Here is a 13,119-nt window from a genome sequence, read left to right on the forward strand (position 1 = left end):
CGGAATCCACCGGGTTCCCTCCGCGCATCCGAACGATCCCTCCAGGGGTGCCGGAAGTTCCTTTCCTTCTTGGACGGAAACCCCCCGGAATCCTACCGAACCGGAGGGAGATCCGAAAGTGGTGCGCGGCGGGGAAATCCGGTATGCTTGGAAACTGCGCGAGGCTGACGGAGGAGGTGGTGGTGCCGCGTGCCCTTCGAGCCCGTGGGAACCGGGGACGGACCCTCCGGTTGCTGATCCTCCTGACCCCGGCGGCCCTGGCGGGCTTCCTGGCCTGGAATCTGGCCCGGAGCTTCTCCGCCGCGGGAATTGCCTTCCTGCTGCGGCCCAGCGGGGACCCCCGGTTTGCCTGGCCCCTACGGGTCCGGGACCGCGTGAACGTCCTCCTGATCGGCACGGACGTCACCCTCAACACCCGTCGCCAGGTGGTCTCGAATCTGGCCCGGGCGGATACCCTGATCCTCATGTCCTTCGACCCGCACACCCGCACCGCGCATTTCCTCTCCATCCCCCGGGACACCCGGGTCTACCTCCCGGGCCACGGCCCCTCAAAGATCAACGCCTCGTACGCCTTTGGCGGCGTCCCCCTCACCGTCCGGGCCGTGGAGGATCTCCTGGGCGTCCGGGTCCACTACTACCTGAAGATGGGGGCGGACTCCTTCGCCCGACTCGTGGACGCGGTGGGGGGGGTGTGGGTGGACGTGGAGCAGGAGATGCACTACCGGGACTGGTGGGGGGGCTTCTCCGTGGACCTCAAAAAAGGGCGGCAGCTGCTTATGGGGGATCAGGCCATGGGCTACGCCCGCTTCCGCATGGATGCCCTGGGCGATATCGGGCGGGTCCAGCGTCAGCAGAAGGTGATCCGGGCCCTCTTCGCGCGGATGCGGGAGCCCCAGACCGTGCTCCGCTTCCCCCAGCTCCTCCACTGGTTCCACACCCGCACCCACACCAACCTCAACCTTCAGAAGGTCCTGGCCCTGGGCTGGTTCCTGCGCGGGGTTGGCACGGACCGTGTCCGTACCGCCACGCTGCCGGGCCACTTCGCCCCCCTGTTCTGGGAACCCGACGAACCCCGGGTACGCGCCCTGGTGCTGGAGATGTTCTACGGCGTGGATCCACAGGCGGTGGCGCAGACCCGGGTGGAGGTCCTGAACGCGAGCGAGGTGCCGGGCATGGCGCGGGAGGTGGCCGCGCGGCTTGCGAGGATGGGGTTCCCCGTGGTCCGGGTGGATCTCGCCCCCCGGCCCAGGAACCAGACCGCCATCATCTCCCACCGCGGCGACGCCCGCCTGGCCCGGGCGGTGCGGGAGACGCTGGGAACCGGAGCGCTCGCCACCCGACCCACCCCGGTCGTGCACGCGGACCTCACGGTGCTCGTGGGGAGGGACTACGCCCACCGTCGCCTCCTGGCCCGACGGCCCGTAGCGCCCTAGGGCGATCCGGAATTCCCCGCCTCCGGGGTGGAATGCCCGAAGCGGGCCAGGGCCTCCGCCAGCGCCACGAATTCCTGCAGGGAAAGCGTCTCCCCCCGGCGGTGGAGGGCCACCCTCGCATCCTGCGCCGCCGCCACCAGCACCTCCGGAGGGAGCTCCAGGATCCGGAGGGCATTCCGGAGCTGCTTGCGACGGTGGGCAAAGGCTGCCCGGACCACGCGGAACAGCAGGGCTTCATCCACCGGGGCCGGGGAAGGGTGCGGCCGCAGGACCACCACCGCGGAGTGTACTTTGGGCGGTGGCAGGAAGGCACGGGGCGGGATCCGCAGGGCGATCTCCACCCGGGCCCGGTACTGCACAAGGAGGCTCAACAGCCCGTATTCCTTCGTCCCCGGACACGCGGCCATGCGCTCCGCCACCTCCCGTTGGACCATGAGCACCAGCCGCTCCAGCTCCGGGACCTCCTGCAGCAGGCGTACGGTGAGCGGCGATGCGATTTGATAAGGAAGGTTGCTGACCACCTTCCGCACAAACCCCGGAGGGAACAGCGCCCGCAGGTCCAGGGCAAGGATGTCCCCCTGCACGATCTGCACATTCGGAAAGCCGGAGACCCGCTCCTCCAACGCGGGGAGGAGGGCAGGATCCACCTCTACCGCCACCACCCAGCCCGCGCGCCTGGCCAGCTGCTCCGTCAAGATCCCCATCCCGGCCCCGACCTCCAGCACCGCGTCCTCGGGCCCAAGCTCCGCCAGGGCCACGATGCGCTCCAGAACCCGGGGATCCACGAGGAAGTGCTGCCCAAGTCTCCGCTTGGGCCGGAGCTGGTGACGGCGGAGGGCCGTACGGAGCGCGCGCCTCAACGGACCCACCTCCCCCAATTCTAGGGGGAGATGGGCGGTCGGCCCAGGAGCCATATCCGGACCCGACGCCGGCCCCATCGCAGGGCCTCCCGCACGGAGTTGAAGCACACGTCAATGCGCAGTCCCCGGATGGCTCCCCCGGTGTCCGCGGCGATGGCGATCCCGTACCCCTCCACGTACACCACGGTCCCCAGGGAGATCACCCGGGGATCCACCGCGATCACCCCGTGGCGGGCCCGCAATCCTGTGGCGGTCACCGCATCCACTCCCCGATCCCCGTACGGCGCGTAGGCGCTCGCGGTCACCACGAGGGAGGGACGGAGACGGAGTTCCCCGCGGGAAGGGATGTACCCGCGCCCGAGGCGGATCACGCGGGGCTGCGCCGGACGGATCACCCGCTGCCCAACCCGCTCCCGCCGAACCACTTGTCCGTCCACCCGGGTGATCCTGTACACATACTCGACCACACCTGGCCGACCGGGTTGTATCACCTCCGTCCCCCGGTCGAACAGCGCCCGCGCCAGCTGGTACCTCACGGGAAAGGGGACGGTCTCCCGCACCACCTGCGTCTCCTCCCGCACCCGCTGCACCCGGATCTCGCTCCCGTCCGCCAGCAAGGCATCCAAGGGGGGAGAGACCCGATCCAGCCTCTGGAGGCGGATCCCCGCGGTCTCCAGGACCTCCCGGGGGGTCCGGGCGAGGGTACGCAGGACATGGAGCCTTCCGTCCACCCGAACCCGCACGGAAATCGCCCGGACGATCGTCACCCGGGCCCCGGGCGCAAGAGGGGTGGAGAGGGGCGGGAAGACCGCGTCCTCCGGCCGCAGGACGATCTGCCGCTCCCAGAGGAGCTCCCCCACGGTCTGGGCCCGGGTGAGCACGGCCTCCTTGCGACCGTCCATCTCCAGCTCCACCACCACCCCCTCCTCTGCAGCCCCCCTCAGGCCTGCGGCCATGACCAGCCCGACCATCACCACGTGCACGATCCCCCGGTGCCAAGGAGAATTCATCGGCTCCCTCCCTCGCTGCCCGGTACGCGGAACCACAGCCCGACGGAAGGAACGCCCAGGCGTCTGGATATTTACCCATACAACTGGGATGATCTTAGAGCATAAATTCGAATTAATTCAACCTGCGCGAGGGGCAGGGAATTCAGAACTCGGGCGGTCTGGAGGGCCTGCGGAGGGGTGAGCCGATGAACACGCCCTCACCGCCCAGGGCTTCTTGGAGACGTCCCTCGAGGAGGATCTGGACGGCTTCGACGCCGCGCACGCGGGTTGCCGTATAGACGATCTGGTGGATCCGGGCCAGCATGCTGGCGCTGCCGCCTCCCCGCTCGAATTCCCGGCTCAGGTTGACGTACGCGATCCCGCGCTCCACGCGCACCCCGAGGAGGCGGGTCCCAGGGGGAATCTCCGAGACGTAGCCCATCCCCTGCTCCTCCGGGTTTGGTCCGGCCAGGAGGAATCGGAGGGCGTGGGCCAGGCGCTCGGCAGAGGTCCGGCCGCGGACCACCCGGAGGCCGGGCATGAGGCGTCCGGCGTTGCACCTCTCGTCCCAGTGGACGAAGTACACCAAGGTAGGTTCCTGCCGGGGCCAGGCCCACCACAGGATCAGGAGTGTCAGGACGAGCAGGATTCCCCACCACAGCCGACGCATGGCTCCGGGCCTCCCCCCGGGGATTTCGGACTGTCTCCTGGAGGAGTTCTGCGGGCGGTGGAGAAGAGTCCTCCCTGCAGGGGACCGGAAAGGAGCGTCCCTGGACTCCGTGAAAATCCACCATCCAAGGGAGCGAGGGGGTGAGAGCCCTACGGGAGGAAGGTGGATGGCCGCTGGGAATTCCCGCGGGTAAGGGCGGACACGTCACGTAGAGGAGGTGGCGAAGGTGAACGTTACGGTACGGGTGAACGGGAAGGCGTACACCATGGACGTAGAGCCCCGCACCCTGTTGGTGTACTTCCTCCGGGAGCACCTGGGGCTCACGGGAACCCACGTGGGCTGCGACACCTCCAGCTGCGGGGCCTGCACGGTTCTCCTGAACGGAAAGGCGGTGAAGTCCTGCACGGTTCTCGCGGTGCAGGCGGACGGCGCGGAGATCACCACCGTGGAAGGGCTCGCCCGGGACGGGGAACTCCACCCCATCCAGCGGGCCTTCTGGGAGGAGCACGGCCTGCAGTGCGGATTCTGCACACCCGGGATGATGCTCACGGCCTTGGATCTACTGCAGCGGAATCCGAACCCCACGGACGAGGAGATCCGGCACGGGCTGGAGGGGAACCTGTGCCGGTGCACCGGCTATCAGCACATCGTGAACGCCATTCGATCCGCGGCCCGGATGATGCGGGGAGGCGCACCGGCCGCCGCTGGGGGGAGGTGAGGGAGGATGGCGGTAACGCAGGTCTTCGGCGCCAGGATCCCGAGGCGGGAAGACCCGAGGCTCATCACAGGAAATGCCACCTACACGGACGACGTGGTGCTCCCTCGCATGTGCTACGCGGCCTTCGTGCGCAGCCCGCATGCCCACGCCCGGATCAAGCGGATTGACACGAGCCGGGCCAAGGCGGCTCCCGGGGTGGTGGAGGTCCTGACGGGAGCGGACCTGGAAGGGAAGGTGCAGCCCATCCCCTGCGGGTGGCTGGTGCCGGGCTGCGATCTGAAGACCCCACCGCACCCCGCCCTGGCCAAGGATAAGGTGCGGTACGTGGGAGACGCGGTGGCGGTGGTGGTGGCGGAGACCCGTGGACAGGCCTACGACGCCGCCGCTCTGGTGGAGGTGGACTACGAGGTCCTCCCCGCGGTGGTGGACATGGAGCAGGCGCTCCGCGGGGAGGTCCTGGTGCACGACGACGTCCCCCAGAACCGGGCCCTCCTGTGGACGCTGAAGGGAGGAGACTTCGAGGCCGCGACCCGGGAGCCGGGGGTGCGGGTGGTGCGGCAGCGTCTCATCAACCAACGGCTCATCCCCACGGCCATGGAGCCCCGGGCCGCGGTGGCCCAGTACAACCCGGCCACGGGCGAGCTCACCCTGTGGAACACGAGCCAGGCTCCGCATATCGTGCGGGTGGTGCTCTCAGGCACTCTGGGGATCCCGGAGCACCGGGTGCGGATCGTGGCCCCGGAGGTAGGGGGGGGATTCGGCAGCAAGATCCCCTTCTACCCGGAGGAGGCCGTGGTGGCTTACCTTGCCACACGGCTTGGACGGCCCGTGAAGTGGGTGGAGACCCGGCGGGAGAACTACGTGGGGACCATCCACGGAAGGGACCACGTCACGGATGCGGAGATCGCCGTCCGGCCGGACGGGACCATCGCCGGCCTCCGGGTACGTACCCTGGCAAACCTCGGCGCCTACCTCTCCACCGCGGCGCCCGCCATCCCCACCCTTCTCTACGGACTCATGCTCAGCGGGGTCTACCGGATCCCCAACATCGAGTGCGAGGTGACCGGGGTGTTCACGAACACCACGCCCGTGGACGCGTATCGGGGAGCCGGACGGCCCGAGGCCACGTACGTGGTGGAACGCATGGTGGACCTGGCGGCCCGGGAGCTGGGAATGGATCCCGTGGAGTTCCGTCGCAAGAACTTCATCCCGAAGGACGCATTCCCCTACGCCACGCCCACGGGGGTGGTGTACGACAGCGGGGACTACGAAGCGGCCCTCAACCGGGCCTTGGAGATCCTGGACTACGCCAAGGCCCGGGCGCAGCAGGAGGAAGCCCGCCGCCAAGGACGGCTCGTGGGGATCGGCTTCTCCACCTACGTGGAGGTGACCGGCGCGGGTCCCTCCAAGATCGCGGGCGCCACGGGCTTCCAGGGAGGCCTTTGGGAGAGCGCGGGGGTCCGCCTCTACCCCACGGGGAAGGTCACGGTGTTCACCGGGACGAGCCCCCACGGGCAGGGGGAGGAGACCACTTTCGCCCAGATCGTCTCCCAGGAGCTGGGCATCCCGCTGGAGGACATCGAGGTGATCCACGGGGACACGGACGCCATCGCCATGGGCTGGGGGACTTACGGAAGCCGGACCACCCCGGTGGGCGGTACCGCGGTCTACCTCGCGACGCAGCGGGTGAAGGAGAAGGCCATGCGGATCGCGGCCCACCAGCTGGAGGTGGCGGTGGAGGACCTGGTGTTCGAGAACGGGCGGTTCCACGTGCGGGGCGCTCCCGAGCGGGCCATCACCATCCAGGAAGTGGCGCGGCAGGCGTACTTCGCGTGGAACCTGCCCGAAGGGATGGAGCCGGGGCTGGAGGCCCAGGCGAACTGGGATCCCTCCAACTTCGTCTTCCCCTTCGGAGCGCACGTCTGCATGGTGGAGGTGGACCCGGAGACCGGGCAGGTGAGGCTCCTGCGGTACGTGGCGGTGGACGACTGCGGGCGGGTCATCAACCCCCTCATCGTGGACGGTCAGGTCCACGGGGGAATCGTGCAGGGCGTGGCGCAGGCCCTTTGGGAGTTCGCGAAGTACGACGAGAACGGGAACCTGCTCACGGCTTCCATGGCGGACTACGCGGTCCCGAAGGCGAGCTGGCTTCCCTGGTTCGAGACGGATCGCACGGAGACGCCGAGCCCCGTAAACCCTCTGGGGGTGAAGGGAGTGGGGGAGACGGGCACCATCGCGGCGACCCCGTGCGTGGTGAACGCGGTGATGGACGCCCTAAGCCCCCTCGGCATCCGGCACATCGACATGCCCCTGCTGCCCGAACGGGTGTGGCGGGCCATCCAGGCGGCGAAAGGAGGTGGAAGAGGATGATCCCCGCAACCTTCGAGTACGTCCGGGCGCATTCCGTGGAAGAGGCCATCCGCCTGCTCCAGCAGTACGGGGACCGGGCGAAGCTGCTGGCCGGCGGGCACAGCCTTCTGCCCCTCATGAAGCTCCGGCTGGCCCAGCCGGAGGTGCTCATCGACCTCGGCCGGGTGCAGGAGCTGCGGGGGATCCGGGAGGACACGGGGGCGCTTTTGATCGGGGCCATGACCACCCACGACGAGATCGCCCGCAACCCCCTCGTGCAGCAGCAGTGTCCCCTCCTGGCGGAAACGGCCGCCCAGATCGGTGACATCCAGGTCCGCAACATGGGGACCATCGGAGGAAGCCTCGCGCACGCGGATCCCGCTGCGGACTACCCCGCGGCGGTGCTCGCCTTGGAGGCCGAGATCCAGTGCCAGGGCCCGGGTGGGGTCCGGACCGTGAAGGCCACGGACTGGTTCGTGGACCTGCTCACCACCGCCCTCCAGCCCGGAGAGGTTCTCACCCAGGTCCGGGTCCCCGTGCGCAAGCCGGGACAGGGATACGCCTATGTGAAGATGCCCCACCCCGCCAGCGGCTACTCCCTCATCGGGGTGGCCTGCCTCGTGACCCTGGAGGGCAACGTCTGCCGGGAGGCAAGGGTGGCCATCACCGGCGTGGGCCCCAAGGCCGTGCGGCTCGGGAACGTGGAGGGAGCCCTGGTGGGCAAGGCCTTGGAGGAAGTCGCGGTGGCGGAGGCTGCGAAGCTCGCGGCGGACGGGCTGGAGGCCACGGACGACCTGTATGCCTCCGCGGAGTACAAGCGTCACCTCGCCACCGTGTACACCAAGCGCGCGGTGCTCCGAGCTGCGGAGCGCGCGCGGGCGTAGGAAAAACGCCGCCCGGGGCGCCGACACCGTGTCGGCGCCCCGCTCTTACACCGGAGCAATCCCCAGCTTCCAGGCGATCCACCGATCCATGGACATCTCCCCCACCACCCCCTCCGTATCCCCTAGCCCTTTCCGAACCTGCCCCACGGTCCCGGAGTACTCCGCGTACACATCGTGGGGGTGGATGGTTTCGAAATTGGTCTGCCGGGCCAGGAGGAACGCGTCGTCCGGAAGGTCGGGATAGCGGTCCAGGAGATTCCGGATCATCTCCCGGACCGCGTCCTCCACGAACCGGGGCCGGCGGTGTGCCTTCGCCACCAGGAACAGCTCGTCCGGTCGCTTGAGGAGATCGTAGATCTCCGCGCTCATGGCCGCCTCCACCACGCTCGCCAGCTCCTCCGCCCGAACCGCCTCCACCCCACCCACCACGAGCCGGCCCGTCCCCCGCTGGTTGTGCGTGGCGAGCGGCACCACCTGCAGCACCCGATCCGCCACCTCCGGACCGATGCCCTCCTCCAGGAGTCGCTCCCGGGCATAGGTACGGATCATGTCCTGGGCACACGGGCAGGCCATCATCCCCTCCACCTCGATCCCTACGAGCCGCACCGTTCGCTCCCGGGTGCTGGCAGCCCGGGCCAGGAGGGTGTACAGCTTCTGGGTGGCCTTGCCGGAAGCGGGGGCGTAGCGGGTGGTGGGAAGGTGGGCCCGGATGCACACCTCCGCCCGCCGCGCGTCCTGGGCGGCGATGAGCTGGTGGGCCATCCGCTCCGCCACCGTCTCCAGGTCGGGCGCGGGCTCGTCTGTCGCCTCCTCCAGGATCTCCTCCACGCTGTCGCTGAACCGGGACATGTGTACCCCCCGCTGGTTGGGACCGAGGTCCACGTAGAGGTCCATCTCCGCATAGAAGAGGTTATCGCGGCCGCCGTCGAGGATCCGGACGATCCGGCGCAGCCCCGTGATCCCCACGCGGCTGAGGCCCAGCCGAAGTGTGGGGGGTTCTCCCTGGACGTCCCGCGGGAGCCGGGTTCCAAAGCCCGGACGCACCCGCGTCACCCGTCCCTCCCCTTGCGCCACCAGGGCCGCGAGCTCCGCCATGGACTGCCCCCGCTGGGGGTGGACCAGATCCGGGGCGATCTCCGCCAGGGGCACCAGCACGAAGGCCCGCTCCGTCATCCGGGGATGCGGGATCACCAGCTCCGGGGTCTCCAGCACGAGGTCGTCGTAGAGCAACAGGTCCAGGTCGATGACCCGGGGACCGTACCGCACCGTTTCCTGCCGGCCCATCCGCCGCTCGATGCGCTTCAGGAACCGGAAGAGCGCCACCGGATCCAGCTCCGTCTCCACCTGGGCCACCATGTTGAGGAACCACGGCTGATCCGGGTAGTAGGCGGGTTCCGTCTCGTAGACGGAGGAGACCCGGACGATCCGGGTCCGCTCCCGCAGCTGCTGCAGGGCTTCCAGGAGATTCGTGTGGCGGTCCCCGAGGTTTGAGCCTAAGCCGATCCAAGCCGTATGAAGGGCCATGCGGTCTCCCCTCCTGCCGGATTTCCCTTTGTCAACACGTGCACGGCGCTTTCCCCGTGAGAATCCCAACCTGCGGGCCTACGGGGAAGCGGACGACACGAGCCGGATCTCCGCCACAAGGTGCACGCACTCCGAAGATTCCAGAGAGACGCTGCGGCCGCTCCCATCCAGGCCCTGGAGGGAGAGGATCTCGAGGAAGGTGGAGATGGGCAGCCGCCGGCGGCGCAGCAGGAACCGCCGCAGGAGCTCCACCAGCGCGGAGTCCGTGCGGAACATGGGGTGCACGGAGCGGATCTCCCAGGCGACCCGGAGGGTGGCGTCCTCCGAGATCACCCGTGGCTCCACCGCCTCGCCCACGAAGATCTTCCGCATCACCCCAGGCGCCCACCGCCCGGGGTCTTCGGTCCCCCACTCCACGTCCACCAGCCACCGGAACCGCCGGAAGTCCTCCGTCAGGATCTCCCGCACCCGATCGTTGCGCAGGGCCGCGGCGGGATGATACGTGGCGAAGAACCAGCGATCTGGCTCCCGGAACGCCCTGCCTCGCACGCGGCTGATCTTCTGGTCCGATCCCAGGAGGGCGGTGACCGCGGTGGCACCCAGCAGGCACACGACCCGGGGTCGGATCACCGCCATCTGGCGGATCAGGTAGGGGAGGCAGCGGGCGACCTCTTCGGGCGTGGGCACCCGGTTCCCGGGGGGCCGGCACTTCAGGGTGTTGGTGATGAATACCTTCTCCCGCGGGATCCGGACCCCCTCCAGCAGCTGCGTGAGGAGCCGGCCCGCGGGCCCCACGAAGGGCCTCCCCTGCCGATCCTCCTGCTCCCCGGGCGCCTCCCCCACGAGCATCACGGGGGCGTCCGGGGGGCCTTCCCCCGGAACCGCCTGCGTCCGGGTCGCACACGGTTCCCCGCAGCGTCTGCAGGCCCGGATCTCCTCCGCGATGCGGGCGAGAGCCTCCGCGCGGGCGGCGGGGGAGCTCACGGCTGGAGGGCAAGCCGGAAGTGTACCCGGGCCTCGTCCCGCCCCGTCTCCCGGAACCCGCGGGAGCGATACAGGCGCTGTGCCTGCTGCATCCAGGGAGCGGTGTCCAGCTCCACCTCCCGGTACCCGCACACCCGGCAGTATACCAAGGCCGCGTCCAGCAGCTTCGCCCCGATGCCGCGCCGCCGGAACTCCGGATGCACGTACTGGTGCTTCAGGACTGCCCGGCCTTTCCCCCGCTCCTGGACCGCGGTGGTCCCGATGATCCGACCGTCCAGGCGCGCCACGAAGAACACGGAGCGGGGCTGCGGGAAGTGGGATTCGAGGTCGGAGAGCTCCTCCTGGGTCTGCGGGTCGTACGGAAGTCCCAGTTCCGCCAGCACGTCACGGACCAGCTGCTGGATGGCGGGTTCGTCCTCCGGCCGGGCCGGCTCGATGACGAGGCTCATGATCCTCACGGGGGCGGTTTCTCCGTCCCCCTACCCCTACTAAGATACGAGCTCCGCGCAAGCCCCCTTCCCCCGCGGCTATACCGCGGCCAGGACCTCCCGCTCGAAATCCCGCAGGGTCGGGCGGATGCGCAGGGTCCGTCCTCCTCTCCCGAGGACGTCCGTGGTCTTGAGCCCACTCCCGGTGATGAAGGCCACCACGGTGTCATCCGGATGCAGGTGGCCGGCCTCCGCCAGCTTCCGGAGGACGGCCACCGTGGTTCCCCCCGCGGTCTCCGCGAAGATCCCCTCCGTCCGGGCAAGCAGTTCCATTCCTTCCACGATCTCCTCGTCCGTGGCCACCTCCACCACGCCTCCCGTTCTCCGGACCGCCTGCAGGGCATAGTACCCGTCCGCGGGGTTGCCGATGGCCAGGGACTTCGCGATGGTCTGGGGCCGGACCGGACGCACCTGGTCCAGGCCCTGCCGGAAGGCGGCGGCGATGGGGCTGCACCCCTCGGGCTGCGCTCCGTGGATCCGGGGGAGCGGCCCCTCCACGAGCCCCACCCGCCGCAGCTCCTCAAAGGCCTTTTCGGTCTTCACGAGCAGGTTGCCGCTCGCCACGGGGATCAGCACGTGGTCCGGGAACCGCCAGCCCAGCTGCTCCACGGTCTCGAAGGCCAGGGTCTTGCAGCCCTCGGAGTAGAAGGGGCGCACGTTGATGTTGGCGAAGGCCCAGGGGTACTCCCCCGCGATCTCCGTGCACAGCCGGTTCACGTCGTCGTAGGTTCCCTCCACCTCCACGATGGTAGGGCCGTACACCGCGCTCAAGGTGAGCTTCGCGGGTTCCAACCCCACGGGGACGAACACCACCGCCCGCATGCCCGCCCGGGCCGCATGGGCCGCGACGGCGTTGGCCAGGTTCCCGGTGGAGGCACAGGCCAACACCTCGAACCCGAACCGGCGTGCGGCGCTTACCGCCACCGCCACCACCCGATCCTTGAAGGACCAGGTGGGGTTCGTGGTGTCGTTCTTCAGGTACAGGTTCCGCAGGCCCAGCAGACGGCCGAGGCGGTGCGCGCGCACGAGGGGGGTCCACCCGGGCTGGAGGTCCGCCTCATGGGGCTCCGCGGGGAGCAGGGCCCGGTACCGCCAGATCGAGGCCGGACCGGACGCGATCTCCTGTCGCGTGGTCTGGGCCGCGATCCGATCATAGTCGTACACGACCTCCAGGGGTCCGAAACACTCCGTACACACGTACTCGGGGCCTGCCTCATAGGTGGCCCCGCAGGCCCGACACCTCAGGTGCGTGGCGTGTCCCATCTCTCACCTCCGAAGCGCGTGAGATTGAACGCGGGTCCCCTCCAGGTCCACCCGGGCCACCACGGCCCGGGCCCGCACCCCGTGCGCGGCGAAGGCCGCCTGCATGGCCTCCCCCACCTGGGGGGCCTGCGGCCACGGCGCGAAGGCCAGAAGGGAGGGACCGGCCCCGCTCAGCACCACCCCGAGGGCTCCCGCTTTCCGGGCGGCGGCGCACACGTCCTCGAAGCCCGGCACGAGCGGCTTCCGGTACGGCTGATGCAACCGGTCCTCCGTGGCCACTGCCAGCAGGTCCCACCGTCCCGCCGCGAGGGCACCCACCAGGAGCGCTGTCCGGCCCACGTTGAAGACCGCGTCCTCCCGGGACACCCGGTCGGGCAGCCTCTTGCGGGCGAGGGCCGTGGGGACCTCAAACTCCGGGATGGCCACTACGGCCGCGGGGAGATCCCGCGCGGGCACCTGAACCCAATGGGCCTTCCCGTCCTCCATCACCGCGGCGGTGATGCCCCCCACGAGGGCGGGCACCACGTTGTCCGGGTGACCCTCCAGTCGGGCGGCGAGGGAGACGAGCTGCGAGCGGTCCAGGGGTCGTCCCAGCACCTCGTTGGCGCCCACCACCCCCCCCACGATGGCGGCGGCGCTGCTGCCGAGTCCACGGCTCACGGGGATGCGGTTCCAGCAGCACAGGTGAAACGCCACCTCCTCACCCACGGCATCCGCCACCGCGCGGGCGGCCTGGTACACCAGGTTCCCCTCGTCCTCCGGGAGCAGGCCTTGCCCCTCCCCATGGACGATGAGGTGGGGGCGGTCCGAGAGGCTTACCTCCACCTCGTTGTAGATGCCCAGGGCAAGGCCCAGGGCGTCGAACCCCGGTCCCAGGTTCGCGGAGGTGGCTGGCACGACCACCCGGATCGTCGGCACGCGACTCCTCATGCAAAAAAATTGCCCTCCGAGCCTTCG

General features: G+C 69.6%; 12 protein-coding genes. 4 read left to right on the top strand and 8 right to left on the bottom strand.

Translation table 11 applies throughout. The features are described from left to right. The first annotated feature begins 182 nt into the window (after positions 1 to 182). Complete coding sequence (locus QN206_03215) at positions 183 to 1,433, top strand: LCP family protein (GenBank protein ID MDR7613813.1); 1,251 nt, start codon at positions 183 to 185, stop codon at positions 1,431 to 1,433. Here QN206_03215 and rsmA read toward each other — a convergent pair. From rsmA to QN206_03230, 3 genes are all read right to left on the bottom strand, one after another. Continuing rightward, positions 1,430 to 2,293, bottom strand: coding sequence for a 16S rRNA (adenine(1518)-N(6)/adenine(1519)-N(6))-dimethyltransferase RsmA (gene rsmA / locus QN206_03220; protein ID MDR7613814.1), 864 nt, complete (start codon positions 2,291 to 2,293; stop codon positions 1,430 to 1,432). The genes QN206_03215 and rsmA overlap by 4 nt on opposite strands. 20 nt (positions 2,294 to 2,313) lie before the next feature. Beyond that, positions 2,314 to 3,303 (bottom strand): 3D domain-containing protein, encoded by a 990-nt coding sequence (locus QN206_03225; protein ID MDR7613815.1) that lies wholly within the window; start codon positions 3,301 to 3,303, stop codon positions 2,314 to 2,316. Positions 3,304 to 3,445: 142 nt separating this feature from the next. Beyond that, the gene (locus tag QN206_03230; GenBank protein MDR7613816.1) at positions 3,446 to 3,952 is read right to left on the bottom strand and encodes a GerMN domain-containing protein; all 507 of its coding nucleotides are present in this window, start codon (positions 3,950 to 3,952) and stop codon (positions 3,446 to 3,448) included. A 226-nt stretch (positions 3,953 to 4,178) separates the two neighbouring features. Here QN206_03230 and QN206_03235 point away from each other — a divergent pair, with 226 nt between their 5' ends. From QN206_03235 to QN206_03245, 3 genes are read left to right on the top strand one after another with little or no spacing between them, the layout of a single operon-like run. After that, the gene (locus QN206_03235) at positions 4,179 to 4,670 is read left to right on the top strand and encodes a (2Fe-2S)-binding protein (GenBank protein ID MDR7613817.1); all 492 of its coding nucleotides are present in this window, start codon (positions 4,179 to 4,181) and stop codon (positions 4,668 to 4,670) included. Positions 4,671 to 4,676: 6 nt separating this feature from the next. Next, positions 4,677 to 7,040: a molybdopterin-dependent oxidoreductase gene (locus QN206_03240; GenBank protein MDR7613818.1), complete on the top strand. Its 2,364-nt coding sequence runs from the start codon at positions 4,677 to 4,679 to the stop codon at positions 7,038 to 7,040. Continuing rightward, on the top strand, positions 7,037 to 7,903 hold the full coding sequence (locus QN206_03245) for a xanthine dehydrogenase family protein subunit M (protein ID MDR7613819.1): 867 nt from the start codon (positions 7,037 to 7,039) through the stop codon (positions 7,901 to 7,903). The genes QN206_03240 and QN206_03245 overlap by 4 nt, the downstream gene beginning before the upstream one ends. 45 nt (positions 7,904 to 7,948) lie before the next feature. Here the strand turns inward: QN206_03245 and mptA are convergent, their stop codons facing one another. The 5 genes from mptA to thrB form a co-directional block, all read right to left on the bottom strand. Next, complete coding sequence (gene mptA, locus QN206_03250; GenBank protein ID MDR7613820.1) at positions 7,949 to 9,427, bottom strand: GTP cyclohydrolase MptA; 1,479 nt, start codon at positions 9,425 to 9,427, stop codon at positions 7,949 to 7,951. Positions 9,428 to 9,505: 78 nt separating this feature from the next. After that, positions 9,506 to 10,411 carry a uracil-DNA glycosylase gene (locus QN206_03255; GenBank protein MDR7613821.1) on the bottom strand — a complete coding sequence of 302 codons (906 nt, stop codon included), beginning with the start codon at positions 10,409 to 10,411 and terminating at the stop codon, positions 9,506 to 9,508. Further along, positions 10,408 to 10,860 carry a GNAT family N-acetyltransferase gene (locus tag QN206_03260; protein MDR7613822.1) on the bottom strand — a complete coding sequence of 151 codons (453 nt, stop codon included), beginning with the start codon at positions 10,858 to 10,860 and terminating at the stop codon, positions 10,408 to 10,410. The genes QN206_03255 and QN206_03260 overlap by 4 nt, the downstream gene beginning before the upstream one ends. Before the next feature lie 78 nt (positions 10,861 to 10,938). After that, positions 10,939 to 12,162 (bottom strand): threonine synthase, encoded by a 1,224-nt coding sequence (locus QN206_03265; protein MDR7613823.1) that lies wholly within the window; start codon positions 12,160 to 12,162, stop codon positions 10,939 to 10,941. A gap of 3 nt (positions 12,163 to 12,165) precedes the next feature. After that, the gene (gene thrB / locus QN206_03270; GenBank protein ID MDR7613824.1) at positions 12,166 to 13,080 is read right to left on the bottom strand and encodes a homoserine kinase; all 915 of its coding nucleotides are present in this window, start codon (positions 13,078 to 13,080) and stop codon (positions 12,166 to 12,168) included. Positions 13,081 to 13,119: the final 39 nt, after the last annotated feature.

The sequence above is a fragment of the Armatimonadota bacterium genome, assembly GCA_031460175.1.
GTDB classification, from domain to species: domain Bacteria; phylum Sysuimicrobiota; class Sysuimicrobiia; order Sysuimicrobiales; family Sysuimicrobiaceae; genus Sysuimicrobium; species Sysuimicrobium tengchongense.

Excerpts from the sequence above, each read along its gene's own strand:
- QN206_03265 (MDR7613823.1), bottom strand. The coding sequence starts at position 12,162 with ATGGGACACGCCACGCACCTGAGGTGTCGGGCCTGCGGGGCCACCTAT.
- mptA (MDR7613820.1), bottom strand. The coding sequence starts at position 9,427 with ATGGCCCTTCATACGGCTTGGATCGGCTTAGGCTCAAACCTCGGGGAC.
- QN206_03225 (MDR7613815.1), bottom strand. The coding sequence starts at position 3,303 with ATGAATTCTCCTTGGCACCGGGGGATCGTGCACGTGGTGATGGTCGGG.
- QN206_03245 (MDR7613819.1), top strand. The coding sequence starts at position 7,037 with ATGATCCCCGCAACCTTCGAGTACGTCCGGGCGCATTCCGTGGAAGAG.
- QN206_03260 (MDR7613822.1), bottom strand. The coding sequence starts at position 10,860 with ATGAGCCTCGTCATCGAGCCGGCCCGGCCGGAGGACGAACCCGCCATC.
- QN206_03240 (MDR7613818.1), top strand. The coding sequence starts at position 4,677 with ATGGCGGTAACGCAGGTCTTCGGCGCCAGGATCCCGAGGCGGGAAGAC.
- QN206_03230 (MDR7613816.1), bottom strand. The coding sequence starts at position 3,952 with ATGCGTCGGCTGTGGTGGGGAATCCTGCTCGTCCTGACACTCCTGATC.